Origin of the sequence: Mucilaginibacter pineti, assembly GCF_900101875.1 — a bacterium.
GTDB classification, from domain to species: domain Bacteria; phylum Bacteroidota; class Bacteroidia; order Sphingobacteriales; family Sphingobacteriaceae; genus Mucilaginibacter; species Mucilaginibacter pineti.
Window position 1 is genome coordinate 302834 of the sequence record NZ_FNAI01000004.1, and the last position, 26303, is coordinate 329136.

25 protein-coding genes, 1 tRNA gene and 1 riboswitch are annotated in these 26303 nt (G+C 42.3%); of the genes, 9 read left to right on the forward strand and 17 right to left on the reverse strand.

The window, feature by feature from the left end:
- Nucleotides 1–9: 9 nt before the first annotated feature.
- Nucleotides 10–84, reverse strand: a tRNA-Val gene (locus BLS59_RS11870).
- Nucleotides 85–212: 128 nt separating this feature from the next.
- Nucleotides 213–524, reverse strand: a complete 312-nt coding sequence (locus BLS59_RS11875; RefSeq protein ID WP_091149483.1) for a hypothetical protein — start codon at nucleotides 522–524, stop codon at nucleotides 213–215.
- Nucleotides 525–1075: 551 nt separating this feature from the next.
- Between BLS59_RS11875 and BLS59_RS11880 the strand changes: the two genes are divergently transcribed.
- Both BLS59_RS11880 and BLS59_RS11885 read left to right on the forward strand, forming a co-directional pair.
- On the forward strand, nucleotides 1076–1774 hold the full coding sequence (locus tag BLS59_RS11880) for a ferritin-like domain-containing protein (protein WP_091149485.1): 699 nt from the start codon (nucleotides 1076–1078) through the stop codon (nucleotides 1772–1774).
- 13 nt (nucleotides 1775–1787) lie between these two features.
- A complete protein-coding gene (locus BLS59_RS11885; protein WP_091149488.1) occupies nucleotides 1788–2678 on the forward strand; it encodes a ferritin-like domain-containing protein in 891 nt (296 codons plus the stop codon).
- 67 nt (nucleotides 2679–2745) lie between these two features.
- Here BLS59_RS11885 and BLS59_RS11890 read toward each other — a convergent pair whose 3' ends face one another.
- Together BLS59_RS11890 and BLS59_RS31590 are read right to left on the reverse strand one after the other, a co-directional pair.
- Nucleotides 2746–3210 carry a thioredoxin family protein gene (locus tag BLS59_RS11890; RefSeq protein WP_091149594.1) on the reverse strand — a complete coding sequence of 155 codons (465 nt, stop codon included), beginning with the start codon at nucleotides 3208–3210 and terminating at the stop codon, nucleotides 2746–2748.
- Nucleotides 3211–3293: 83 nt separating this feature from the next.
- Nucleotides 3294–4985 (reverse strand): DUF6600 domain-containing protein, encoded by a 1692-nt coding sequence (locus BLS59_RS31590; protein WP_162842614.1) that lies wholly within the window; start codon nucleotides 4983–4985, stop codon nucleotides 3294–3296.
- A 192-nt stretch (nucleotides 4986–5177) separates the two neighbouring features.
- Between BLS59_RS31590 and BLS59_RS11900 the strand changes: the two genes are divergently transcribed.
- Together BLS59_RS11900 and BLS59_RS11905 are read left to right on the forward strand one after the other, a co-directional pair.
- Nucleotides 5178–6140: an isopenicillin N synthase family dioxygenase gene (locus BLS59_RS11900; protein WP_091149490.1), complete on the forward strand. Its 963-nt coding sequence runs from the start codon at nucleotides 5178–5180 to the stop codon at nucleotides 6138–6140.
- Between the two features lie 88 nt (nucleotides 6141–6228).
- Complete coding sequence (locus tag BLS59_RS11905; RefSeq protein ID WP_091149493.1) at nucleotides 6229–6906, forward strand: CPBP family intramembrane glutamic endopeptidase; 678 nt, start codon at nucleotides 6229–6231, stop codon at nucleotides 6904–6906.
- Nucleotides 6907–6916: 10 nt separating this feature from the next.
- Here the strand turns inward: BLS59_RS11905 and BLS59_RS11910 are convergent, their stop codons facing one another.
- From BLS59_RS11910 to tilS, 3 genes are all read right to left on the reverse strand, one after another.
- Entirely contained in the window at nucleotides 6917–9196 is a 2280-nt protein-coding gene (locus BLS59_RS11910) for a GH92 family glycosyl hydrolase (protein ID WP_091149494.1), read from the reverse strand.
- A 172-nt stretch (nucleotides 9197–9368) separates the two neighbouring features.
- Entirely contained in the window at nucleotides 9369–9851 is a 483-nt protein-coding gene (locus BLS59_RS11915) for a hypothetical protein (protein ID WP_091149495.1), read from the reverse strand.
- Nucleotides 9848–11185 (reverse strand): tRNA lysidine(34) synthetase TilS, encoded by a 1338-nt coding sequence (gene tilS, locus BLS59_RS11920; RefSeq protein ID WP_091149496.1) that lies wholly within the window; start codon nucleotides 11183–11185, stop codon nucleotides 9848–9850. Before tilS ends, BLS59_RS11915 begins: the two co-directional genes overlap by 4 nt.
- 102 nt (nucleotides 11186–11287) lie before the next feature.
- Here tilS and BLS59_RS11925 point away from each other — a divergent pair, with 102 nt between their 5' ends.
- Complete coding sequence (locus BLS59_RS11925) at nucleotides 11288–13894, forward strand: OstA-like protein (protein ID WP_091149497.1); 2607 nt, start codon at nucleotides 11288–11290, stop codon at nucleotides 13892–13894.
- 27 nt (nucleotides 13895–13921) lie between these two features.
- Here the strand turns inward: BLS59_RS11925 and BLS59_RS11930 are convergent, their stop codons facing one another.
- Nucleotides 13922–15304, reverse strand: a complete 1383-nt coding sequence (locus tag BLS59_RS11930) for a voltage-gated chloride channel family protein (RefSeq protein ID WP_091149595.1) — start codon at nucleotides 15302–15304, stop codon at nucleotides 13922–13924.
- 141 nt (nucleotides 15305–15445) lie between these two features.
- A riboswitch (Fluoride riboswitch) is annotated at nucleotides 15446–15510 on the reverse strand.
- Between the two features lie 72 nt (nucleotides 15511–15582).
- Between BLS59_RS11930 and BLS59_RS11935 the strand changes: the two genes are divergently transcribed.
- Nucleotides 15583–16056 (forward strand): hypothetical protein, encoded by a 474-nt coding sequence (locus tag BLS59_RS11935; RefSeq protein ID WP_091149498.1) that lies wholly within the window; start codon nucleotides 15583–15585, stop codon nucleotides 16054–16056.
- A gap of 16 nt (nucleotides 16057–16072) precedes the next feature.
- Here the strand turns inward: BLS59_RS11935 and BLS59_RS11940 are convergent, their stop codons facing one another.
- The 8 genes from BLS59_RS11940 to rplM form a co-directional block, all read right to left on the reverse strand.
- Nucleotides 16073–16918, reverse strand: coding sequence for an SGNH/GDSL hydrolase family protein (locus tag BLS59_RS11940; RefSeq protein WP_091149499.1), 846 nt, complete (start codon nucleotides 16916–16918; stop codon nucleotides 16073–16075).
- Between the two features lie 110 nt (nucleotides 16919–17028).
- Nucleotides 17029–17538, reverse strand: a complete 510-nt coding sequence (locus tag BLS59_RS11945; protein ID WP_091149500.1) for a lipocalin family protein — start codon at nucleotides 17536–17538, stop codon at nucleotides 17029–17031.
- Nucleotides 17539–17732: 194 nt separating this feature from the next.
- Nucleotides 17733–18437 (reverse strand): UMP kinase, encoded by a 705-nt coding sequence (pyrH, locus tag BLS59_RS11950; protein WP_091149501.1) that lies wholly within the window; start codon nucleotides 18435–18437, stop codon nucleotides 17733–17735.
- Between the two features lie 125 nt (nucleotides 18438–18562).
- Complete coding sequence (nagA, locus tag BLS59_RS11955) at nucleotides 18563–19684, reverse strand: N-acetylglucosamine-6-phosphate deacetylase (protein WP_091149502.1); 1122 nt, start codon at nucleotides 19682–19684, stop codon at nucleotides 18563–18565.
- A gap of 236 nt (nucleotides 19685–19920) precedes the next feature.
- Complete coding sequence (gene tsf / locus BLS59_RS11960; protein WP_091149503.1) at nucleotides 19921–20772, reverse strand: translation elongation factor Ts; 852 nt, start codon at nucleotides 20770–20772, stop codon at nucleotides 19921–19923.
- Between the two features lie 156 nt (nucleotides 20773–20928).
- Entirely contained in the window at nucleotides 20929–21795 is an 867-nt protein-coding gene (rpsB, locus tag BLS59_RS11965) for a 30S ribosomal protein S2 (RefSeq protein WP_091149504.1), read from the reverse strand.
- A gap of 18 nt (nucleotides 21796–21813) precedes the next feature.
- Entirely contained in the window at nucleotides 21814–22200 is a 387-nt protein-coding gene (gene rpsI / locus BLS59_RS11970; RefSeq protein WP_090638861.1) for a 30S ribosomal protein S9, read from the reverse strand.
- A gap of 26 nt (nucleotides 22201–22226) precedes the next feature.
- Nucleotides 22227–22664, reverse strand: coding sequence for a 50S ribosomal protein L13 (gene rplM / locus BLS59_RS11975; RefSeq protein ID WP_091149505.1), 438 nt, complete (start codon nucleotides 22662–22664; stop codon nucleotides 22227–22229).
- A 554-nt stretch (nucleotides 22665–23218) separates the two neighbouring features.
- Here rplM and BLS59_RS11980 point away from each other — a divergent pair.
- A complete protein-coding gene (locus BLS59_RS11980; protein WP_091149506.1) occupies nucleotides 23219–24505 on the forward strand; it encodes a BamA/TamA family outer membrane protein in 1287 nt (428 codons plus the stop codon).
- A gap of 107 nt (nucleotides 24506–24612) precedes the next feature.
- Nucleotides 24613–25296 carry a PAS domain-containing protein gene (locus BLS59_RS11985; RefSeq protein WP_143014114.1) on the forward strand — a complete coding sequence of 228 codons (684 nt, stop codon included), beginning with the start codon at nucleotides 24613–24615 and terminating at the stop codon, nucleotides 25294–25296.
- A 56-nt stretch (nucleotides 25297–25352) separates the two neighbouring features.
- Here the strand turns inward: BLS59_RS11985 and BLS59_RS11990 are convergent, their stop codons facing one another.
- Complete coding sequence (locus BLS59_RS11990; RefSeq protein ID WP_091149508.1) at nucleotides 25353–25757, reverse strand: SPW repeat domain-containing protein; 405 nt, start codon at nucleotides 25755–25757, stop codon at nucleotides 25353–25355.
- A 328-nt stretch (nucleotides 25758–26085) separates the two neighbouring features.
- Between BLS59_RS11990 and BLS59_RS32485 the strand changes: the two genes are divergently transcribed.
- Nucleotides 26086–26217, forward strand: coding sequence for a hypothetical protein (locus BLS59_RS32485; RefSeq protein ID WP_262492947.1), 132 nt, complete (start codon nucleotides 26086–26088; stop codon nucleotides 26215–26217).
- Nucleotides 26218–26303: the final 86 nt, after the last annotated feature.

The following is a 26303-nucleotide window of genomic DNA, read 5'->3' on the forward strand; positions in this document are numbered from 1 at the left end:
TTAAAAGTGTGGGAGTTACTGGGTTCGAACCAGTGACCCTCTGCTTGTAAGGCAGATGCTCTGAACCAGCTGAGCTAAACTCCCTTGCTTTTGGGTCTGCAAATATAGAATCTTTGATCTATTGTTCAAAAAAAAATTTACATTTTGTTTTAGATGGCTATTTATTAACCAGTTATAATTAAAAGGAATATAATTATGTGTCCTTTATAAGCTTACATGGCTATATTTTGGCCCGGCCGGGGGTCTTCAGGTAGGATTTCCATCTCCGGGTAACTGATATAGTTGGCGTACCACTGTATTGCCCCTACCAGGTCAAGGGCATCTTCGGCTACTATGTTGATGGTTTCAAAGGCAAATAACTTACTATTTGCGTACCCATATAGCTGAATTTCACCATCATCGGGACTAAAGCGCTCGTCATCAAGGCAAAAAACCCTAACCTTCAATCGAGTATCCCTCGAGTGGATTACATCCTGGCAAGGATTTTTAGGGTCTGTGGCCAATAAATAAACATTGTAGTCCATAATTCATTAACAACATTTGTGACGTATGGTTTCTGGTATGTTCACTTATTTAATTGGAGTTATCGCTGTATATAAACAGTGAGATGTGACGTTACCCATCTAAATATCAACCCATTGTGCAAGTATTGCCCATTATCCGGGGAAGTAATTCCACGTTAATTTATCTCATTAATTAAAAAACAGCCAAAAATACTTAATAGGCCTGTTTTGGCATTTGGCATTGCAATTGAATATTACTTTATACCCTTCTCAAAGGGTTGTTTTTCATAGGTAGATGTAGGGCCGAAATACTGCGAGAGTCTTTCGGCCTTTTTTGTGCAAAACTTTTTCAATCTAAACTCCCCACCATCCCGCAACAACCTTAACGGTTGATACACTTACACGTCTACCTTGCTGTTCCATAGCCTTTTCATTTAAATTTTACTCCTATTAAAAGTACTCTGATTAAGAGTGAGTTAATTATCAACATTTTACAATCCGATGAGTTTCTATACGCGTATGTCATACTAACAAAGCAAACCAATCGAAACACTTTTAAAATTTAAATTTCTATGAAAACAGAATCACAAGAAAACATAACCGGCGCAAATATGGCCCGGAGATCGTTTCTGCGCTACGCCGGTATCGGGGCCGCCTCAGTTGGCCTTTTAGCTACTGCAGCCTGCCATAAAGATCACAAAGTAATTACCAGTAACGGTGTTGATATTGGCGCAACAGGAGATTTAGCCATCCTTAATTATGCTTATGCTTTAGAGCAACTTGAAGCAGCATTTTACACTCAGGTAATTTTAACGCCTTATTCTGGCATCTCTTCCAGCGAAAAGGAGATGTTAACTTCCATCCGCGATCACGAAATTTTACACCGCGAGTTTTTTAAGGCTGCATTGGGCGTAAATGCCATTCCAGGCCTAACTCCTGACTTTAGCTCAATTGACTTTACTAACAGGGCTGCAACGCTTGGCGCAGCCAAGGCTTTTGAAGATACAGGTGTAAAGGCTTATGATGGCGCAGGCTATTTAATTGGCGGTGGGGTTTATCTTACATTAGCTGGTAAAATTGTTTCAGTTGAGGCAAGACACGCTGCTTTAATAAGCAACCTACTTGTACCAGGATCATTTGCAGCCTCCGATCAGGTTGACGGAACCAACGGATTGAATAAATCAGCCTCGATAGCCGAAGTATTGGCAATTGCCAATAAATACCTGAAAACTAAAGTTAGTGCATCAAATTACAATTACGTAGCAGCTTAAACCAGAAAACGCCATGAATTTATTTAATATAATAGACGAAATTGAAAAAATTGATCCGGATTTTACCGACAAGTTAAACCCTCGTCGTGCCGCGATTAAAAACATTACCAGCTTTGGCTCAAAGGTAGCCTTAGCCGCTGTGCCTTTTGCTTTAGGTACAATGATAAAAAGATCAGTAGCGCAAACAGCTGTTCCTTCAGTTGTTGATATTTTAAACTATGCGCTTACCTTAGAATATCTTGAAGCCGGATTTTATAATGCCGGAGTAGCAGCGCCAAACTTGATCCCTGCCTCTGACTTAAATTACATTAAGGATATCCAGGATGATGAAAACAACCACGTAACATTTTTAACCAATGTTATAAAATCGGTAGGTGGCACTCCAGCGACTGTACCAGCAGTAGATTACACAGCTGGCAATGGAAGCGGAAACGGACCATTTAAAGGATTATTTACAGCTGGTAATTACAACTCACTTTTCCTTAAAGTAGCCCTTGCGTTTGAAGATACCGGCGTTCGCGCTTATAAAGGTCAGGCCGAAAACATTTTAGCCAACAAGGCAGCAGCCGGTGCCGATCTGTATAAAACTGTTTTAACTGCTGCTTTATCTATTCACGCAGTTGAGGCCCGTCACGCATCTGCAATACGCCAGATTATAGGTGTTACACCTTGGATCACCAGTACTGCATCAAAAGGTAATGATACCGGCGTAGCCTTGGTTGATGGCAACTATGCAGGCGAAGAAAACGTTACTCAAGGTGGCGTAAATGTAACAACACTAAAAAGCTATTCAGCATCTACTACTTCTGTTGCTGTTGCAACCGCCGCATTTGATGAGCCATTGAGCATGGGCCAGGTATATGATTTACTGTTGGGTTCATTTATTGTTAAAGCTACTCCATAAGCTACATTGTTTTCAAATATTAAAAAAGACCGGGGCGCATAACAAGCGATCCGGTTTTTTTATGTGCTTATTTGTTAAGCGCTTTTACCCCAAACCTTATCAGGGCATCCGCACCTATATACCCTTCGGAGCCGTAAACAGGTTTACCTTTAGGCGTAAATATAAGCAATGTTGGGTACGCTCTTAAACCCCATTTAGCGGCAAGCTGCGGGCCATCGCCTTTTTCCATATCCATAGCTACATTTATAAAGTTACCATTATAAAACTCGGCCACCTTTTTGTTTTTAAAGGTTGTTGCTTTTAGCATTTTACATGGCCCGCACCATGTGGCATAAGCATCAACAAAAATGTATTTGTTTTGAGCCGCTGCCTGTTTCAAAGCTTCGTTCCATGAATTTTCAATAAAGTTTATTTGTGCCGATGGTTTAGGAGTAGGTACAGCAATATGTTCTGCTTTATCTGTTACCGGGAAAACCGTTATCAATAATACCGTTATTATTGTACAAGCTAATGCGGAAAGCCAATATTTCATATGATTTGCGAAGTTAAAAAACATAAAAATAGCACATATAAACTTTATATGTGCTATCTGCAATTTTATAAGATGTTTAACAATTACTGATCAACAGGACGGGCAACGGGTCTTTTTTCCTGCTGCTGCTTTTGCTGCTGCTGGCGTTGAGCCTGTTGTTGAGCCTGACGTTGTTGTGCTTGCTGTTGTTGGCGTTGCTGTGCCTGCTGCTGCTGTGCCTGTTGTTGTTGCTGGCGTTGCTGTACCTGCTGTTGCTGCTTGGCCTGCTCCTGTTGTTGCTGACGTTGCTGTAATTGCTGTTGCTTAGCCTGCTCCTGTTGTTGCTGACGTTGCTGCACCTGTTGCTGCTTGGCTTGTTCTTGTTGCTGCTGGCGTTGTTGTAACTGCTGTTGCTTGGCCTGCTCCTGTTGTTGCTGGCGCTGCTGTGCCTGTTGTTGCTTAGCCTGCCCCGCCTGCTGCTGACGTTGTTGCAATTGCTGCTGCTTAGCTTGATCTGCTTGCTGCTGACGTTGCTGCGCCTGCTGTTGTTTAGCTTGATCCTGTTGCTGCTGACCGGTTTGTCGTCCCTGCTGTTGTTTTTGTTTAACTTGCTCTTGTTGTTGCCTTGCCTGTTCCTGTTGCAGCCTTACTTTATTCTGATCAGTAGCTTGGGCGTTGTTTGGCTGCCTGGTTGGGCGTGCCCCGGGTTGTACAGCAGGTTTAACACCACTTTGTCCGGGACGAGTGTTTTGATCCGGACGTTTGTTATCGCCCTGTGCTGGTGTTGGTCTTGCCCCTGCTTGTGCAGGCCGGGTATTTGGCTGATCGGGACGTTTGTTGTCTGGCTGTCCCGGCCTTGTTGCGGTGGCTGGTCTGTCGTGATTAACTTTAACCAATTTTTCATTATTACTTTTTGCAACTGCCGCCAACCTTGCCGCATTATTGCGGTTTATAGTTGCCTGGCCACCTTGCCTATTGGCGATGCCTTCGGTTGGGTGCTCTTTCCGGTATTCGTTACCGTTTACAACCCTTGCCGGGCGTGCATCGGCAGTTTTCCGAATTTGAGGACGATAGACATTCAGCGTGTTATTGGTAATAGTTGTATTGCCTGTGTTTCTGCTGGCATTACCAACTTTATATACCCTAACGTTTTCTCTGGTAACTTTTCTTATTTCGGTAATACGCGGCCCTGTTACGTAGGTACGGTTATTATACACGTAAGTGTTATTTATAATAGTTGTTTGGTGTATAATATTTACTACCCTGGCATGCGGCGCATAGTAATTATAAATGTTTGGCCGGCCAATGTAAGCCTGGGGGGCGCATGTCCAGTAAGAATCGGGCACACGATAGTTATTGCCAAACGAAAGACTGATGCTAATACCTGGTGTTAACGGAGCCCAGGCATAATAGCCACCGCCCCTACGCCAGTTAACCCATGCCGGTGCCCATTCATGGCCCGGAATCCATTCCCATCCATAGTAATCATCATAGCGCCATCTGCCGTAGTGAAAAGTTGCCCATCCCCACGGATAATCTGACACCCAGGTATTGCCATAGTCTGTTACTACCCAGTGCCCGCGTGAGGCATATGGCCTAAAACCATCTTCGGCATCAGGAATCCAAACGTTTCCGTAGGTAGGGTCATCAACCCAGGTACCGTAAGGATCAAGCTCGTCATAAAATTCCTGGTCTGATACATAGCCACCCTCCTGGGCGTGGCTCTTATTTGGTACGGCCAGCATTATCAAAAATGCTATTACGCCTAAGCCGCATATTTTATTTAAATATTTCATTTTTTCAAGGTTTTATAAAAGTAGTTCGTGTAGTATGACAGAACAGATTATAAAACGTTTAAATCAAAAATTGTTTTAATGAGTTAGTATAGTTAGCACTATTATATTGTTACACAAAAACTTTTTATCGCCGGTTATCAAAAGCTATCTTAAATTTTGAATAATTTTGCCTTCTACCATATACATTATACTATGAGCACAGTAAATATTCCACGGTTGGATCTTAACTCCTATATAAACGGCAACGCTGCCGATCGTAAGCAGTTTTCTGACGATATTGGCCGCGCCTTTAACCAAACAGGTTTTGTAACCATCACCAACCACGGCCTCAGCAAACAACTTATTGATGAACTGTATGCACAGGTTAAAACCCTGTTTTCATTGCCTGACGAGATTAAATTAAAATACGAGATCCCTGGCCTGGCTGGTCAGCGTGGTTATACGGGTAAAAGTAAGGAAACTGCAAAGGGTTTTAAAACACCCGATCTTAAAGAATTTTGGCAGATTGGCCAAACAGTTACTGATGGAGCTGTCATCAAAGACCTTTATCCCGACAATATAGTAGTTGATGAGCTGCCGTCTTTTAACAGCACCACACTTGATGTTTACAAAAAACTGGAAGGTGCAGGCAAACACCTGCTCCAGGCTATTGCTGTTTATCTGAACCTGCCAGAAAATTATTTCGACGATAAGGTACACAACGGTAATTCCATTTTGCGTACACTGCACTATTTCCCTATTACCGACCTGGACTCGGTACCGGATGACGCCGTACGCGCCGGCGCGCATGAGGATATTAACCTGATTACCCTGCTTATAGGTGCAAGCGCCGATGGGCTGGAACTGCTTACCCGCGAAGGCGCATGGTTCCCGGTTAAGGCACATGGCGAAGACCTGGTGGTTAACGTAGGCGATATGCTGCAACGCTTAACTAACAACAAACTAAAATCAACCACGCACAGGGTAGTTAACCCGCCACGCGATCAAATGAAGAACTCCCGCTATTCGGTGCCCTTTTTCCTGCATCCTAAAGCTAATATGGATTTAACCAGCCTTGCTTCATGTATTGATGAGGAGCATCCGAAATTATATACTGATATCACCGCCGGCGAATACCTGGATGAGCGGTTGAGAGAAATAGGGTTGAAAATGTAATTCTACCGAGCCCGCTTCAAAATGAAGCGGGCTTTTTTATTGCGAGGTACATTGATGCAAATAAGCTATATTACGCTTAAAATACCACATGGAACAAACGGCAGTTAAAAGCGATAATACCATTATATTAAAAGGACTTATCCTTACGGGTGCATTGCTATTGGCTGTTTTTGCGGGTGCACAATTTTTATCTGCATTAAAATTATCCATGGGATTACGCTTTTTTATAACTCGGATAGTTTTCTGGGTATGGCTGGCAATCATATACATTTACGTAGCTAAAAAAGAACGGCAGCCTTTTTTGCTATGGCCCGAAAAAGCCTACTCCTTTGGCTTTTATATTTTATCGGTTATTGGGACCCTATTATTTATTTTAACCCTGGCTGCATTAACGGTGGTGATATTACGACCATTGGGTTTGCTTAAAGCAAGTGCGGCATTTTCGCTGATGCGTAATTTTAGCATACCCTTAAAATTACTCGGCATTATTACGGCTGGCGTTGTAGAAGAACTCATTTTCAGAGGGTATATGATTCCCAGGCTTATGAAGTTTTTTAAGAACGAACATCTGCCAATTATAATTTCAACGCTGCTTTTCGGGTTAATGCACTATGGCTACGGCACGCTGATAAATGTGTTGATACCCATAATAATAGGCTTTGTATTTGCCTATCATTATTACAAATACCGAAACCTGAAGGTGCTTATTATTTGTCATTTACTGATAGATCTTAACGCGCTGTTTACAACACTCGGAAAGCACTAAAAACCTCCTTTTAGGGCTTTGATGTCATAAACAATTCCAGCTTGCCGCCTTTTACTATATCTTTAAAGCTAATTGCATTTTCCGTTAAAAGCTTTCCGTTAAGCCTGGCCGACTGGATATAGATATTTGTGGGCGAATTATTATAAGCCTTTATCTCGAATACCTTTCCCGCATAATAGGCCGGATCGAGCTTAATTTTGATGTGTTGAAACAACGGGCTGGTAAGGTCAATTTTCAAGTCGGGCGATGTACCGCCGTTCATTTCAAAAAGACCCAGTGCACTGGTAACAAACCACGCCCCCATTTGGCCTTCATCTTCGTCCCCATTCCAGCCAACATATGGCGATGCATCATAAAATGTGCTTAATATTTTACGGGTATAATACTGGGTTAAATGGGGCTTGCCAACATAGTTAAACAAATACGGGGCCTGCATATTTACCTCGTTACCCTGGTTAATGTAATACTCGGCAGATTGCCCCATGGTGCGGTCAAGCGCGTGCGCGGCGAATTTTTTTGATTCCGATTTTTCAAAACCTGTTTTTATCCGTTTCAGCAATACATCCTTATCAATAAACTTTACCAGTCCCGGGATATCATGCGGCACGTACAGCGAGTACTGCCATGAATTGCCCTCCACAAAATGATTTACCGAAAACAGATCGAAGTTTGGTTCGAAGGAACCATTCTCGCCTTTTGGGCGTACATATTTTAGCTGCGGGTCAAATGCATTTTTCCAGCTTCCCGAGCGTTTTAAAAAAAAGTTATAATCGTCGTTTTTGTGCAGCAGCTGCGCCATTTGCGCCACACACCAATCGTCATAAGCATAATCAAGCGTTTTGGAGGCAGCGCCTTTTTCATAGGGCACGTACCCAAGCTTAGCATAGTCGGTTATTTTCGGATTTCCGGGATACCCTCCGCAGGTGTTTTGCGGCTCAACGGTAACATTTTTTTTCATAGCCAGGTAGGCCGTTCCGGCGTCTTTTTTAACTATACCTTTCAGGTAGGCGCTGGTCATAAGTGCCATTTCATGCGATCCTTCCATAATGCCTGAGTACTCTATTCCCGCCGGGCCTTTAGATAACCAGCCTGTTTTCTCGTACATTTCCAATTGTGTACCAACTAACTGATTTACAATATCCGGCGTAGTTAACGACCATAGCAAATTCAAATTCCAAAACGTATTCCAGTAAGCATCGCCGCCAATCATGGCTTTTCTGCCTGCCGGGAGCTGCTGTACGTTTTCACAAGCATCGGTGTATTTGCCGTCGGCATCGCTCATGATCATTTTAGCGGTAAAGCACCTGTAAAAATTGGTATAAAATTTTTTCTTATCTATTTCCGTACCGCCATCTACCTCAATGGTTTTTAAAATATTGTTCCATGCAGCGCGGTTATGTTTCACTAAAGCATCAAAATCCCAATTAAACCCGGCCGATTCTGTTTTTAAATTGCCGCGTGCCTGATCTATGCTCACAAAGGAAATACCCGTGCGCACAATAACCTGCTCCTGTTTTGAGGTTGGGAAAGTTAGGTAAGCACCTACATCCCTTGCTCCTTTTACTTCGGTATTACTGCCGGTTTCCCGCTGATCTACCCAACCGCTAAATTGCTGAAACGGCTTGCTAAACTGCATCACAAAACAAAGTGTATAATCATTAAACCCCGCCGATGAGGATTTAGCATAGCCTTGTATTTCGGTGTTGCTTACCTTGGTAATTACCGCGTCCTTTAAGTCGTAACCATATTCGGCAGGTACATTTAAACTTACCATAAAGCGATTTGTGCTGTCTTTAGCGAAGGTTATACGCTCGTAGCCCGCTCTTTCTGTAGATGCAAGCTCTACCTTTGCCTCAGGATCTAACAAATAAACAGAATAATAGCCCGGTGAAGCATGTTCATCCTCATGCCTGAAGCGCGAATGATAGCCCGCGTTTGCCCCTTTAAATGGTTCATCGGCGCCACCGGGTTTTAAGGTCAGATCGCCATTGGCGGGCATAGTGAGCAGACCGGCCATTGTCCACCCGTGCAAAAAGCTAAAGCCATGGATACTGCCAATAGAATACTCATAACCTCCCTGCCAAACACCCTGCTGATTATCCGGACTTAACTTTACCATGCCATTTGGCTGCGTAACGCCGGGGAACAGCATCCACCGTGAATTTGATGTACCAATAAACGGATCAACATAATCAACCGGCTGCTTTACCTGCGCATAGCAAAAAAATTGTGTGCAGGATATTGCAATTGAAGCAATTAATGTTGACAAGGATTTAAGCGTGGATGCCATCGGTTTTAGCTAATGTTAGGTAAGTTATAATGATTTGAATAAAATCAAATGTACAAATGTATGTACATAAAAACAAATACATTTTTAAAATACAACGCTGCTGTTCAATAGGTGCTATTGATTTAAATCACCTATAATCACACGCAATTAACGCTTCCTAAGTGTTGGGAAATTACTTTTTCATTTCCTCTTTAATCGCCCGTAAAAATTCATTAGCATGTTGGGAGCCAATGATGTATAACAGGCCATCCCTGTCGGTAAGGTGAATGGCGTCGTTACCGGCTGTATAAAAACGGATTGTTCCCTTGGTGTGCAGGTTATAAACAGGGTTATTAAAAAGATAGCGGCTGTAGGAGCCCTTCTCCACTTTCACAATGCCGTTAAGGTCAATCTTTACGAGGCGGGTTGTCCACAAGCCATTAAGAAGAATGCTCTTATTTTCAACCTTTGTACGGAAATGGAGCAGAAACCCCATGATAATAGATATAATAATGATGGCAAAACCCACAACAACCAGCAAATCGCCGTTACGCTCGCGTTCATCGGTAAAAAAATAGGCTGCAAAGCAAAACATAGCCAAAACCAAGCGAATGGTAATGGGTATAAATTCCCTGCCGAGGTACTGTTTTTCTACAAAGGCTGTTTTATCGCTCATCTTAGTTTATACAATTCGAAGATAGTAACTTTTTTAGTGTTATTATTTACTTTATACCTTTCGTCGGCCCGGTACCCGGCAACCCACATTACTTCGTCATTTCCATTTACCAGTATCGGAATTTCGTCCTTTTGATGCAAAGGTACTTTTTGGTTGATAAAATAATCGCTCAGTTTTTTCTTACCCTTCATGCCCAGCGGATAAAAATAATCGCCTTCCTGCCAGGCACGCAGTGTAAGCGGGTAAACCAGCAAAGCAGCATCAATTGATGTGGCCATAGGATTATCTTTAATAATTAAAGCACTGTCGTCATGCAGCAAATTCAACTTGTACCCATCATAATGCACCTCATGGTCCGTTTCATTTATGCTGATGGATTGCTGCCCGCCAATGGTTCTTTTTTTGAGAATCAGCCTATCCCGGTCAAGCACCAACAAATACCCGGCCGACTCAAATATGCGGCCTGAATGCTTATCCAAAACCGACAACACATCTTCAACGGCAGTTTCATTAAAACCGTATGGTTGCAGTAGTTTAAACAGCAGCAAGCCTGCAGGGTTTAATTTTTTAATATCCTCAATTAAAAAATAGCTGTCGTCAATGCCCTGCTTAAGTATGGTTCTTCTTAATTCTGTAAGGTGATTTTCCAGCAATTGTTCCAGATCCCTGAAATGCTTGAGGGTATTTTCAAAAGTATTTTCAAGCGATGGGTTAAGCTCCTTTAGCCTTGGCACCACCTCCAGCCGTATTTTATTACGCGCATATTTTGCCGATGCGTTGGAGCTATCCTCTACATAGGATATTTTCTCCTGCTCAACAATGGCGGTTATTTCTTCGCGTTTCAGGAACAGCATTGGGCGTACCAGCTTACCGTTTACAGGTAAAATACCGTGTAAACCGGCAATTCCGGTGCCGCGTGTAAGGTTCAACAATATTGTTTCAATAGTATCGTTTTGGTGGTGTGCAAGCGCAATATGCTGGTAACCAGCCTGGCGGCTCAGGGTATCAAACCATTGGTAACGCAATTCGCGGGCTGCCATCTGGATAGAGATCTTTTTATCGGCTGCATACGCTTTGGTGTCGAAATTGATAGTGTGGAAGGGCACGCGCAACTGGTTGGCCAGGCTATTGCAAAATTCCTGGTCGCGCAGGGCTTCATCGGCACGCAGCTGAAAATTGCAATGGGCAATAGCAAAATTATAGCCCGCGGCTTTTAGCAAATGGGCCATTAAAACCGAGTCCATGCCACCGCTTACCGCCGCCAGGATGTTGCTGTCGCCGGTAAATAACGCGTTTTGTTCAATAAAATCAACAAACTGTTTAGTTGGTAGCATTCATCAAAATTATTAATTTAATAACCCCAACAAAAAACTAATTTTGCCAACGTGAGGAAATACGTTTTAAGCTTATTATTATTGACGATAGCGGCCACAGTTATGGGCCAAAAAAAGTCGATCGTAACCCTGATACAATCGGAACGAAGCGTGAGCTTAAAGATGAATGGCCGCGATGTAATAAAGGTGTATAAAGGCGTATTTAAGCAGGACTTTTCCACCTTACGGTCAGACAGTGCTTACTTTTATTACAAGGAAAATGCTTTTGATGCGTTTAGCAATGTAAATATTAATCAGGGCGATACGCTCAACATCTACTCAGATAAGTTAAATTACAACGGTAATACAAAAATCGCCATCCTTACCGATAATGTTAAAATGGTTGACAGGGATGCTACCCTCACTACCAATTACCTTACCTATAATACAGCCACCCGTATAGGCACCTATACCAGTGGTGGCAAGCTTATTAATAAGGATAACGTACTTACGAGTAAAAATGGCTACTATTTCGCCAACTCCCGCGATTCGTATTTCAGGTACGATGTGGTACTTACCACCATCGATGCGCTTATAAAAACAGATACGCTGCGGTATAATACCGGCACACGAATCTCCTACTTTTTAGGCCCAAGCAACATCTACGGAAAAAAAGACAACGACACCCTTTACACCGAAAACGGCCAGTATAACACCGTTGTAGAGCAGGCGGCTTTCGGCAAGCACAACCTGTATAAACAAGGTACAAAATCATTAAAAGGCGATAGTTTATTTTATGATAAGCTTAAAGGCTATGGTCGCGCCGTTAAAAATATAACCTTTATAGACAGGGAACAGAAGATTACCCTGAAAGGCGATTTAGGTACTTACTTCAGGGCCGATGAGCGCACCGTTGTTACGCAATACGCCTACGTGGTAATGACCACCGAAGAAAAGGACACCACCAAAATAGATTCGGTTCCTCCACCGGCACAGCTTGCTAAAAACAAGGAGCTAAAGCCGCCACCAAATACTATGCCTGTAACCAACCTATCCAAAATGGTGCAGGACCTGAAACCGAAAGGCGTTGTTATAGCAAAAAAGGATTCGGTAAAAGCAGATTCGACTATTAAGGCCTTATCGGAACAGGCGAAAAATATGTCGACCGATGAAATAACCAATATGGCTAAAATGGGGCAGGCGCTCCTGCCAAAGGGAACCATCTCCAATAAAGATTCGGCGCAGGTAAATTCAGCTATAAAAGAGTTAGCCAAACAAGGTAAAAACAAACCTGCCGATGCGGCGAAGATCACCAACATGGCCAAACTGGGCGAAGCCATTAAGCCTAAGAAAGGAGCAAATACAGCAGCCGTTACAACTTCTACTACCGCAAAACCGGCAGAAAAGGTAAAACGCGACTCGATATACATGACGGCAGATACGCTGGAAACCCAGATAATGACTTACAAAAACCTGAAGGCTTACCAGGAAAAGCAACGGGCTTTCAGATATGTGGACACATCCGAAGCGGGGAAAAAAGCGGCTGCTTTGGCAGCAATTAAAAAGAAACCCACATCATCAAAGTTTTTAGTGGCTGTTCGGCCGCGAATGCAGATGGATACTACCTATTTGCATAAGCTGTTCTTCGGCAAGCCAAAACCTGTTAATGATTCGCTGCAACGTAAAAAGGATGCTTTGGCGGCGGTAAAAAAGGCTAAACAAGACAGTGTTGCCCGTGTTGCCCGTCAAAACGATCCTGTTTTTGCCACCCACGAAATCAAGCTGGCGGATACTGCCAGGGTAAGAATCCTGATAGCACACCATAACGTAAAGATCTTTAAATCGGACCTGCAGGGAAAATCCGACTCATTGTTTTACAGCGCCAGTGATTCAACTATACGCTGTTATGTAAAACCAATGTTCTGGACGCAGGACTCCCAGTTATCGGGCGATACCGTTTACCTGCAAATGCGCAATAAAAAACTGGACAATATAGAGTTGTTCCCCAATGCGTTTATTGTTAATATCGAGAAAAAAGATTCGGTACACTATAACCAGGTTGGCGGAAAAAAAATGCGGGGTTTCTTTAAGAACGACAAGCTGGAAACCATGTACACCGTAGGCAATGCCGAAAGTATTTACTTTAAACGCGATAGCGGTAAAGTTACGGGGATGCAACGATCGCTCAGCAGTCGTATAAGGGTAACATTTAAAAACGGACAGGCTATAAGAACCAAGTTTGAAACCAAACCCGAAAACAAATACCTGCCAATGAGCAAGGTTACGGAGGATGATAAATTGCTAAAAGCCTTTATCTGGAAACCGAAGGACAGACCTATATCAAAAGAATCCATCATTCCATCCAGACATAAAAAACCTGCAGCGGCAAAAGGTAAGTCTGGCTTGCAGGCACCGGGTGGCAAACCAATAAATGGTGCGGCTGCCGATAGCTTGAAAGGCCATTCGTTAAAAGGAGATAGCCTTAAAACTGATACTACGAAACTGCGTCCGCTAAAAATGACAAAGGATTCGGTTATAAAGGGAGGACCTATAAAAGCTGTTAAAGATAGCACGGTTAAAACCGGCAGTCCGGCAACATCACCCAAGGCAATTAAGGATACAACAATAAAGACAAACGGCACAATAAAGGCAATCAAGGATACAGTTGTAAAAACCGGGGACAAGCTCCCTGCAGTAAAGGCCGTTAAGGATTCTACTAAGAAACAATAAAAGTTTGTATCGGTTAATTGCCAGTTGCTACTTTTTGCCCAGCTTATACTTTTCTATTTTTTGCCGCAGATAGGTTTGCCGGCGCTTTGCAGCATCTGCTAAGGTGTAGGAATCTGCTGATTGGCTGTCATCTAATTTAGATATCCCGATACGCTGCGAACCGTAAATACCCGAGTGCCCGCTAAAAAAGTATGCTGTAAAACAGGCCACTGCAAAAAAGATAGCATATTGCCCGCCAAAGAGTTCAATGCCCATAAAAGTGCATGCTAACGGGGTGTTGGTAGCCCCGGCAAAAACAGCTATAAAACCCAGCGCCGCGAAAAGACCTACTGGTGCATCCATCAAAACGGACAGGGTATTGCCCAGCGTTGCGCCAATATAAAATAACGGGGTAACCTCGCCCCCCTTAAAGCCCGTAGCAAGCGTAACAGTGGTATAAATAGTTTTCCAAAGCCAGCTCCATGTGTCGCTCCCGCCTGCATGAAATGCCGATGGTATCGTGACCGCTCCTGCATGTTCAGCATCGATACCTAAGCTTAGATAATCGGGTTTACCCAAAATGGCAGTGAGGCCTATAATGATCAATCCACCAATGACCGGAATAAGCCAGGCTATTGGGATCCGCTTTATAAAAAAGGTTTTGATACCATGAACCAAACTGGCAAACAGATAACTGGCCAATCCGAATGCTATGGATGCTACGATGATCTTGACCAGCAATAAAACATCAAACGAAAAATAACCCGAAAACCAATGTGGCGCCACTGCAAAAACATCGATGTGGTAAGCCGTATGATGGATGCCCCAAGCAGCCACCGTTACATCGCCAACAATGCTTGCAATAAGGCAGGGAAGCAGTGCATTATATTGAATACGGCCCATAGTTAGCACCTCCATAGCAAATATAGCCCCGGTTAATGGGGTGCCAAATACAGCTCCAAAACCTGCTGCTATCCCCGCAATGAGTACAATGCGGGTATCGGCCTCATTAAGCCTAAACCATTTGCCAAACATTTGCGCTATGCTGCCGCCTATTTGCACCGCTGTGCCCTCTCGCCCTGCCGATCCGCCAAAAAGGTGGGTAATTATTGTGGTTGCCAGCACAATAGGTGCCATCCGCTTTGGCACACCGCCACCAGGCTTGTGTATTTCGTCGATGATAAGGTTATTTCCCTTTTCTGATGAACCACCTGCCAGCTTATAAATAAAATGGATCAATATGCCGGCCAGGGGCAATAGGTAAAGCAGCCAGGTATTTTTAAACCGAAAATGAATAGCTAAACTCAAAAGCCATAAAAACAGTGCTACCATACTGCCTATTACTATGGCTATAGGGATAATAATTACGGTCCACCGCAACTGGCGCTTCAGGATCAAAAACTGTTCAGACGTAAAAAGTTTATCATTCATTTTATTGAACGCTAATTTAAGATAGAATATCGAAGAAATATTGGAGAGGTGGGGATTTATTACACCTTTAGATTTTGAAATGGAACCGCTGTTATATTTTTTCACCTGCAAAATTTAGCACAAGTTTCCCCGTGATTTAATCATTATGCAGGCGCCATCAGCTTTTTAGGGCGGTTAAGTAGGAAGACACCATTTCCTTTGACACAAATATAGTAAATCTTCATAAACCTGCTAATTGCAATAAATTAACTCAACAATTATATAAATTCACCCTCATTATGCAAAACGAGCAGAAAATACGCAGGCGCGTTAAAAACTGGATAATTGTGTTTATTGTTGGCCTGGTACTGAGCGGAATAACCGCCTTCCCTATTGAAACCGAACTGGCCTTTCTTTCGGCACACGCGCATATATTCCCCGATTTTATGGCCGCCTGGATCAGTACCATTTACCACGCTGTAAAAACAACTAATCAAAACTACCCCTATCTAAGCTATGGTACCGATTGGCTGGCTTTTGGTCACCTGGTAATAGCAACTGTGTTCATAGGGCCGCTGCGCGATCCAGTAAAAAACATTTGGATCATTGAATTTGGAATGATTGCCTGCGTAATGGTTTTCCCTTTGGCGTTTATCGCCGGTCCAATTAGGGGCATCCCCGTTTACTGGCGATTGATCGATTGTTGTTTTGGGATTTTTGGAATCATTCCGCTGTATCTCTGCTACCGCGATATCAAAAAACTAACGAGTTAGCCACCAGCAGGTCGCCTCATTTCTTCTTTTCGGAATTAACGATATTTTCGTTGCCCGCTCCGCCATGTTGTACCGGGGCATTTGTGCTTTTCATTTTATCTAAAATATATTGGGCAATCAACCGCCCCATTTTTTGTTTGCCCGCAGTTGAAAGATGCCCGCTATTGCGATACAAGATCCTGTTTTTTTGGTAGCTATCCCCCGCGCTATTAAAAGGGACAATAATAGTTGAATCTTGTAGGTGGGTATCTTTTAGCAATTCATTTACCTCTTTACGATAATCATCAAGACTGCCGGTGCTGCCATTATCTATCAGTAAAGACGTTACTTCATTGCGTACATTTTTAAGGATACCCAAACTATCGGTAGTTTCCTTAAAGCCAAAACTGGGCATGGTTACAAAAACAGGTTCAATTTTATTTTTTAGCAAATCGTCTATAATAAGCGAGCAATAATAGGCGTAAAATTTAGCGCCCATTTCGCCGCTGGCATCACTTGTGCCGGCCAAAATTATACAATAATCGAGGTTATGGTGCAAAATTTCACTACTGGAGTAAGGCGTACCGGGAGTAGCATATAAATTATCGTAGATCTGCTTGGTTTTTGCTTCGGGCTGACCAAAAGATATGATCTCGGTTTTTTGCCCGTGTCTTAAAAACTCATCGCTTATAATGGTATCTATGGAAATACCGGTGGCCCAGCTATCGCCAATTATGCCTATTCTTAATATGTTATTCTTGTACTTTTTCTCGGGGATAAAAGCATGTCTTTTCTCAAACGAATAGCGCTGATTTATATAAAAGCCAAGGCCCAAAGCGAGAATAGCCACCAATAATAGTAATATTTTTAACCAGCTTTTCATTTATAATATAGCTTCCAGTTTTACGAGAAACCCTTATAAAATGTTGGTTTTAGCAGCAAAAAAAAGACCGCTGATAGGGCGGCCTTCAATTAATTAGGGGATATAAAATATTAACCGGCTTTGTGCTGCTGCGAAACCAATTTCTCAACCGGATAACCCATAGCTTTACAACGGCTTATGATCTCCTCATATTCCTTTTGCGGTATGGATGGCTTGCGGCTCATGATAAATAAAAACTTATGGTCGGGATGCCCAACTACTGCATAGGAGTAATCATCGGCTATGTCAATAACCCAGTAATCAACCTTTATAGGCCAAATGAACTGCGCCTTCATTTCGGCTCCGTTATCTTCTTTATCAGGAAACAGTTTTGATTTATAGGTTTTTATTACATTGTCTTCACCCTTTTTAGCTACGGTTACCACATTATAATAACCATCGGCATTGAGGGTATATGTGGTGGTGGTTTCGCGCGTGCCTTTATCAAACATGGTAGGAATAGAGTACAAAGAATACCACTTACCCGAAAATTTATTGAGATCAACCTTACTTACCGGCTTATTAGCCGGGCCTGTTAGCGTAGTAAATAATAAAATAACTGCCGTGCAAATCGTTTTCATACTTTAAAAAATAAAGCCCTGTTATTCCAGAATTACGGAATAACAGGGCTTTAAGATTTAAAATCCTTATAGACAGGGGTTGTAAGAACAAATAACGCCGCGCTTGTCATGCTGAACGCAGTGAAGTATTTACTCATCTCTTAGTATGTTCAAGAATAGAGCATTCGTTCCTCAGGATGACAGAACAAATTATATTACTTTACCAATGTACCAATGGCTTCGCCCTGGGCAATTTTCATGAAATTGCCGGGTTTGTTCATGTCAAATACAATGATAGGCAGTTTATTTTCCTGGCAAAGGGTAATGGCTGTCATATCCATTACATTGAGGCCCTTGTCATATACTTCCTGAAAGCTTATTTCATCATAACGCGTTGCAGATGGATCTTTCTCAGGGTCGGCGGTATAAATACCATCAACACGGGTACCTTTCAATACAACGTCGGCTTTTATCTCAATAGCGCGCAATGAAGCAGCTGTATCTGTAGTAAAATACGGATTACCTGTACCAGCACCAAAAATTACAATTTTTCCAACCTCTAAGTGATGCATTGCTCTGCGACGGATATAAGGCTCGCAAATCTGTTCCATTTTTATGGCCGATTGTAATCGTGTTTCTACACCAATGCTTTCCAATGCGTTTTGCAGGGCCATACAGTTAATAACAGTTGCAAGCATGCCCATATAATCGGCCTGCGCACGTTCCATACCCGATTTCTCGGCGCTTAGGCCCCTAAAAATATTACCTCCGCCAACAACTATCGCTATTTCCATGCCTGTGTCTGCCACATTTTTAATGTCCTGGGCATATTGCAAAACCTGGTTGTTATCAATACCATATTGCCTGGTGCCCATAAGCGATTCGCCCGAAAGCTTGAGTAAGATTCTTTTGTATTTCATACGGTGTGATTTGTTATTAATAGATAATGATGGAAACTGCTTTTGTAGATATCAAGAATTGATAAAGCGTTGTTCATGTCAGTGTAGTTCGCCAAAAATAAAGAATAAAAGCGAGTGTTAAAATTTTATGTTGTCTTTGTTAAAAAATGACCGTTGATGTATGTTCCGACCACCTCGAAATCTGCTGTAAAAATAGCCAGCTCAGCATCAAAGCCTTTTTGTATTTGGCCCTTTGTGGTTTGTTTAGCTAATTGTGCCGGATATAGCGAGGCCATATTAACCGCTTCAGCCAAGGGTATCCTCACCTGTTTCACACAATTTTCAACCGCCTTTAACATCGTAAGCGACGAGCCGGATAGCGTTCCGTCGGGCATTACATATTTATCGCCTACTAACTGGTGCTGGTAAGTGCCTTCGGTAGCTGCGGTAACGGCATCTGTAATTAAAAAAAGTTTATCACCCAATTCCCGTTTAGCCAGGCGAATCATGGCAAAATCAACATGATTGCCATCGGCAACGATACTGGTATACGGCCGCTCTTCAAAAATAGCGGGAATGTATCCCGGTTCACGGTGGTGCATCTGCGGCATGGCATTAAATAAATGGGTTACAGCCGGTATCGGCTTATTTAAAAAGGCTTTTCCCTGGGCATAGGTAGCATTGCTATGGCCCGATGAAATGATAATACCCTGCGCATACAAGTAATCAATCACCTCCTGATCCTGCAATTCTGGCGCAATGGTGATCATTTTTATTTCGCCTTGAGCACTTTCTACCCATCCTTTAACTTCGGCAAGCGTAGCCTTCTTGATATATTTTTCGGGATGTGCCCCCTTTTTGATCGGGTTTAAATATGGCCCTTCCAAATGTAAACCCCAGAAATTACCTTTACAGGTTTTACGATAGTCCTTAGCGGCCTGTATTCCTCCCTCAACAATTTCATTTGTATTGGTACCTATAGTAGCAAAAAAGCCGGTGGTTCCCTGGTTAAGCAAATCGTTTTCCAACTGTTGTAATGCTGCAACACTTGGCGAGCCGGCAAATAGCTTGCCCCCACTACCGTAAATTTGCAGATCGATAAAGCCGGGAGCAAGATAGGCCCCATTTAAATTGTGTTTCACGGCATCGGCTGGGATAGCCGTTTCTTGAATAACATCAGTGATTTTACCATTGGAGATTAAAACGGCTTTACCAGGGGTTATTTGCCCATTTGAAATGAGTTGGAGATTGTGGATCGCTGTTACCATGCTTCGTTATTATTTAGTAGTTCGCCATTATGATGTAGCCATGTTTAAACAATGTTTGTCATCCTGACGGAGGAAGGATCTATTAACCGACAAGTGCCGGTGCCAAAAAATCTGTCGATAGATGCTTCGTTCCTCAGCATGACAGGATTTAATGCCTTAATAAGAATGGCTTGGGCATACAGGAAACATTTTTGACAAAAAAAATCCCCCTCGTTAAAACGAGGGGGATAAAATATTTAAGCTCCTAAAGCTACCCGCTTAAATGCGGTTACTGTGAGGCCCTTTTCAACGGTGCTCAGGAACTGGGCAACGTTTTTAGATGAATCTTTCACAAACTCCTGATTTAACAGGGTTGAGTCTTTGTAGAATTTATTAAGCTTTCCAGCAGCAATTTTTTCAACCATTTCTTCTGGTTTGCCTTCGGCGCGGATCACGTCTTTAGCAATTTCAAGCTCACGCTCAATTAATGAAGAATCAACACCATCTTTATCAACCGCAATTGGGTTCATAGCTGCAATTTGCATGGCAACATCTTTACCTGCTTCGTCTGCACCTGCTGGGTTTGAGTTTAATGCAACCAATACACCTAAACGGAAGTTACCGTGTACATAAGCAATAACTTTTTCGCCTGAGATGATCTCTAATTTAGATACGCCAATTTTCTCGCCAATTTTACCGGTTTTGTCAATGATAGCCTCACCAATAGTAGTAGTGGTGTTTTCAACATCAATGTTAAGGGCATAAAGCTCTTCAATTGTTGCTGGTTTAAATTCAACCGCTTTGTTAGCAACAAGGTTAGCAAAAGCGATAAATTCTGCATTTTTAGCTACGAAATCTGTTTCGCAGTTAAGCTCGATGATAACACCGGTTTTGCCATCTTCAGATGTACGAGAGATAACAACACCTTCGTTTGATTCACGATCCTGACGGCTTGCGGCAACTTTAGCACCTTTTTTTCTTAAAAAATCGATAGCTGCTTCAAAATCACCGTTAGTTTCGGTTAATGCTTTTTTGCAATCCATCATACCGGCACCAGTTTGCTGGCGCAGTTTATTTACGTCGGCTGCAGATATTTGTACTGTAGACATGTTTTTAAGTTTTTTATTGTAAGTTATATGTTAAGGCTGCCGGCAAAGTTAAAGCTGTGCTGTAACCTGTAACTATTTTTAATATTAAAAGTGTGGGTTGTACATTACAGTTATAAGCCTAAGCTTACAACATGCAACTTACAACCCACAACTTAATTATTCTTCGGTTTCAGCAGCAGGAGCTTCTGCATCAGCATCGGCAACTACGTCTGCAACTTCTGCAGTTTTCCTGGTTCTTTTACCGCCTTCGTTTTCGCTGCGGTCTTTTACTTCAGGAGCATCAGCTTTTGCTTTCGCGGTAGCTGCTTCTTTTTCTGCTTCGTCTTCTTTTTCGCGTTTGCGCTCATCTAAACCTTCTTCAATAGCTTTGATGATAATGCTGGTGATCAATGAAATTGATTTTGTAGCATCGTCATTCGCCGGAATTGGGAAATCGATGTTTGAAGGATCAGAGTTGGTATCAACCATAGCAAATGTAGGGATGTTCAACTTCAAAGCTTCTGAAACTGCGATATGTTCTTTCTTAACGTCGATAAGGAATAATGCTGCAGGTAAACGGTTCAAATCAGAGATACCACCTAAAAGGGTTTCTAATTTGATACGCTCACGCTGTATCATCAGTCTTTCTTTTTTAGATAGGTTGCTGTAAGTACCGTCTTTAGTCAATTTATCGATGTTTGACATCTTTTTGATTGACTTACGTACAGTTGCAAAGTTGGTTAACATACCACCCAACCAACGCTCGGTGATGTATGGCATGTTCACGCTTTTTGCATAATCAGCAACAATATCTTTCGCTTGTTTCTTTGTAGCTACGAATAATACCTTACGGCCCGATTTTACAATTTGTTTTATAGCTGCAGCAGCTTCTTCAACCTTTGTTAAGGTTTTGTTTAAGTCAATAATGTGGATACCGTTGCGCTCCATGAAAATGTACTGTGACATTTTCGGATCCCATTTGCGGGTAAGGTGACCAAAGTGTACACCTGCATCCAGTAAATCCTGATATGTTGTTCTTGCCATTTTGTTGTCCTCCTGTGATTAACGTTTACTGAATTGGAATCTCTTACGTGCTTTCTTGCGTCCTGGTTTTTTACGCTCAACCATACGGTCATCACGGGTCATAATACCTTTAGCACGCAGTGCTGGTTTCTTTTCAGGATCCAGTTCAACAATGGCTTTCGCAATAGCTAAACGAACGGCTTCTGCCTGTCCTTTTACACCACCACCTGCAACGTTAACTTTAACATCAAATTTTCCGGTTGAACCAGAAACTTCGGTGCTCTGAGTAACAATGTACTGTAATGGCAATGTTGGGAAGTACTCTTTGTAATCTTTACCGTTAACGATGATCGCACCATTTCCTTCTGAAAGGTAGATGCGGGCAACGGCTGTTTTTCTTCTGCCTGAAGTGTTAGTTGTTGGCATTTCTTTTCTCCTTTAAAAATTAAAAGTTAAATGGTTGTTGGGTTTTGTGCTGCATGAGGATGCTCAGAACCTGCATAAACATGCAGATTGCCAAATAATGCTTTACCCAAACGATTTTTAGGTAACATACCACGCACGGCTTTTTCAATTACGCGTGTTGGATGTTTCGCCATTAACTCCTTAGGAGAAATGAAGCGCTGACCACCAGGATAACCTGTGTAAGAAACATACTGCTTTTCGCTGAATTTGTTTCCGGTCAACTTTACCTTGTCTGCATTGATAACTATTACATTATCACCGCAGTCTACGTTCGGGGTGAAATCTGGCTTGGTTTTACCACGGATGATCATTGCGATCTTAGTGGACAAGCGCCCCAAAATCTCGCCTTGTGCGTCAACAACAACCCATTGTTTGTTAACGGTTTTTTTGTTGGCTGAGACAGTTTTGTAACTTAACGTATTCACTTGCTTTAAATTAAATTGTTTAAACGTTTATTATACCCCGCATTTTCGGGACTGCAAAGATACAGCTTATTATGTTAATAACAAATGCTTTTGTGGAAAAATTTGATGCGTGCTGGGTTATACTTTACAGGTTGAGCCGGGCGGTTGAAAAAGTGGATAGGTTTTTAAATTTAAGCGGTAATTATATCCCCCCTTTGAATAGCCATTTATGTATGTGCTTATTAATTGAGGCTACTACAAGATGCTCCGTTAGGAGCTACCTGTTTGTAGAAACATCATTAGCCGTCTTTTTGCCTCATAGAGGCTACCCATTGCTTTGGTATTCCATTTGCTTTGGTATTTAAAATAATGGCGTTGCCTTCGGCCGGGCTATTCGCTCATACTGCACGGGCCTTAGTCACGGGCCGGTATCCGCTGCTATCCCTAACGCGGCTGGGTGGGCATTTTTTGAGCTCCTTTTCCTAAATTTTAATTATCATTTCTATGTCATTTAAATTTCGCTTCAAGTGTATATAATTTTATATTAGCCATATAACTAACATTAAACTCCTGAATTGAGATCGCAACTTTGCAGCTACCTGGTAACTGCATGTATTATATTTTTCAGTAATGGCATATTGCTTGCGCAAATCCATGGGAATAAGGCTGATTCACTTGATTCGGAACTGGATGCTAATGGTATTCTGAGCGATTTTTTCAGCGGCAAAAAAAGCCTGGCCGATACGGTAAGCAATAAAAAACACTCCAGCTGGTCGGTATTGCCATCGGCCGCCTACAACCCAAGCGTGGGTTTTGCGGTAGGGGTAATTACATCGGGGGGCAAATACTTTGGCAATCCCGAAAACACAACGTTATCCGTTATTAACGCAGGTGCTTATATTTCTACAAAAGGCCTGTCTACATTTGAGTTTAAGCACAATGCTTTTTCATCTCAAAATGAATGGAATCTGCAGGGCACTATGCAAATTGGCAAAACCATAGCCAAAGATAACGGCCTGGGCACCGGCAGGCGCAGCTTTGGCGAAGGCGAGTTTAGAATGAACAATCAGCATTTTCTGAATAACCCTGACGAATACCCCGTACGCTACTTATATATAAAAGTAAACGAACGCATCTACCGAAAAATTGCTAATCATATTTACGCCGGCGCCGGCCTCAGCTTTAATTTTTACAGCCATATTGACGACGATCGCAAAAACTTCCCGATAACTGAAACCCATAATTACCGGTATAGTATTCAAAACGGCTACTCGCCATACGCCTATGCCGCAAATGGTATTTTATTTAACCTGCAATTCAACAACAGGGATCAGCCCAATCGCCCGTTCAGGGGTATTTATGTAGATGTGATTCTCCGCAGCAATCAAACCTGGCTGGGTAGCGACCGTAATGCCTTGCAGCTAAAAACAGAGTTCAGGAAATACTGGAGCCTGTCTGAAGCTCACCCTGAAAACGTATTGGCTTTTTGGCATTGGGCCAATTACCTGCTACGTGGCTCGTTACCTTACCTGGAACTACCCGGAACAGGCAGCGATGCTTACGGGCGCATCGGCCGGGCATTTATTATCGGCAGGTTCAAAGGTTTATCGTTTGTTTATAACGAGTTGGAATACCGTTTTCCCTTAACAAAAAACAAGCTACTTAGCGGTGTAACGTTTGCCAATATTGAATCGGCCGACAACCAGCGAAATATAAAACTGCTGCGTTACTGGGAGCCTGGCGGCGGCGTTGGTTTACGGTTACTGTTCAATAAATACACCCGATCAAACCTTTGCATTGATTACGGGCGCGGCAGCTATGGCTCGGGTGGCTTTTTTTTAGGGCTTAACGAAGTGTTTTAAACACGCATCGCCAATCCCTTTTTCCAAATCAAATGTCTTTTTTACCTATAGGTTAATAACTGGTAGCATTTTTGAGCACCTACCCGAAAAGAAACCAAAACTTAAAAATGCGTATTCCATTAACCCCCGAGCTACTGGGTAGCCTGATAGAAAAAGGTTACACCCACCTATTGGTAAACATAAATAACCAGCTTACTAACGATGCCGTTGATATTACGCTAATGCCAGTAAAGCAAAAGCCGCAATTAAATAACCTGCCCGATGGCTATGAAACGTTTTATAAAATTACCCGCGAGCCAATGCAGCTGGCCTGCGGTATTGATAACAACAATATTTTTATTGAATACCCTACCAGCGATAAAGCTATAACCAGTGAAGCCTTGTTCGACGACCGTTATTTTAGGATGAGCGAGGATTTTTTCAGGCAGGTGCTGGAAAGCCTGGAAGACTATGCCGTTGTTACTACCGACAAGAACGGCGACATTAACAGCTGGAATACGGGTGCCGAAAAGGTATTGGGATATACCGAACACGAGATCATCGGCGTAAGCGCCCGTGTATTTTTCACTCCAGAGGATGTTGCCGCAGGCGTACCCGAAATGGAGTTAAGAACATCATTAAAAGACGGGCGTGCTATTGACGAGCGTTACCACATGCGAAAGGATGGAACACGCTTTTGGGGCAGCGGCCTTGTTTTTCCCTTATATGACGAACAGCACCAGCACCGTGGCTTCACAAAAATTATGCGCAACCTGCGCGAAAAAGAAGAAGCGGAAAAGAATGCTATATAACAGAAAAGGGACGCAAATTGCGTCCCTTTTCTGTTATATCAAATATGGTTGAGCTATTAATTAAAGTGGTGCCATGCACGGGCTTCATGTTCAGTTCTGTTGGTAAACTGCGATCCGTGTGTAAATACACCACCAAAAACAAGCACGCCACCTAAAATAAGTTGCGGTAAAAATAAATGATGCTCATTTGCGTAGTTATAAACCCATGGCGAGCACATCAGGAATGAACCTAAAATAACATCAAGTACAAAGTGCATTTGCATAGGGAATACCTTTAAAAAGCCAAGCTTATTATTTGCAAATATGGCCATGATCAATTGGTACCATCCAAACAGCAGCGGTAAAAACAACGATGCGCCACCTACGTGCACAAAGCCAAATAACCATGGTGAGGTAAGCAGCAATAAAGCTGTTATGTAATTTATAACTGCGTAAGATGTTGTTGAAATAAAGCTTTTCATTTTTAGCTAATTATAGTAATGTACTTTAGTATAAATATTCGTGTGTTAAATTTTGGTTCAAAGTTAAGAAAATGTACAGGCAGTTCCACATTAAAAAATGATTAATAATTAACTGCTGGCTGTATATTACTAATTAAAACAGCTACCTTTAATTAATTGCTGTAATAATCCGTCAAAAATAAACGTTTTAAAAAATAAAGCAATTCTATTTTCTCTTCTAAGCCGGGCGTTAAATTTAAGTCCGCATAATGCTTTTAACATACTAAACTATTGGGGATGCAAACGTTTTGCCGCCTTTTAAAATCAACATTCAAAAACCTATAAGATCATGAGCAAAGACAGACAAGCAGTAAAGGAAAAAAAGAAACCCGCCGCAGAAGGAGGTAAAAAAGCTCCTTCAGATTATCAATCAGGCAAAAAAGACGCCGTAAAACCGATAGGCGGCGATAAGAAGAAATAATTTTTCAGGAGTAAAAGATTATTGGACTTTTGGGACTATTGGACTTCTTTTAAGATGATCTTCCTAATCCAAGAGTCCAATAGTCC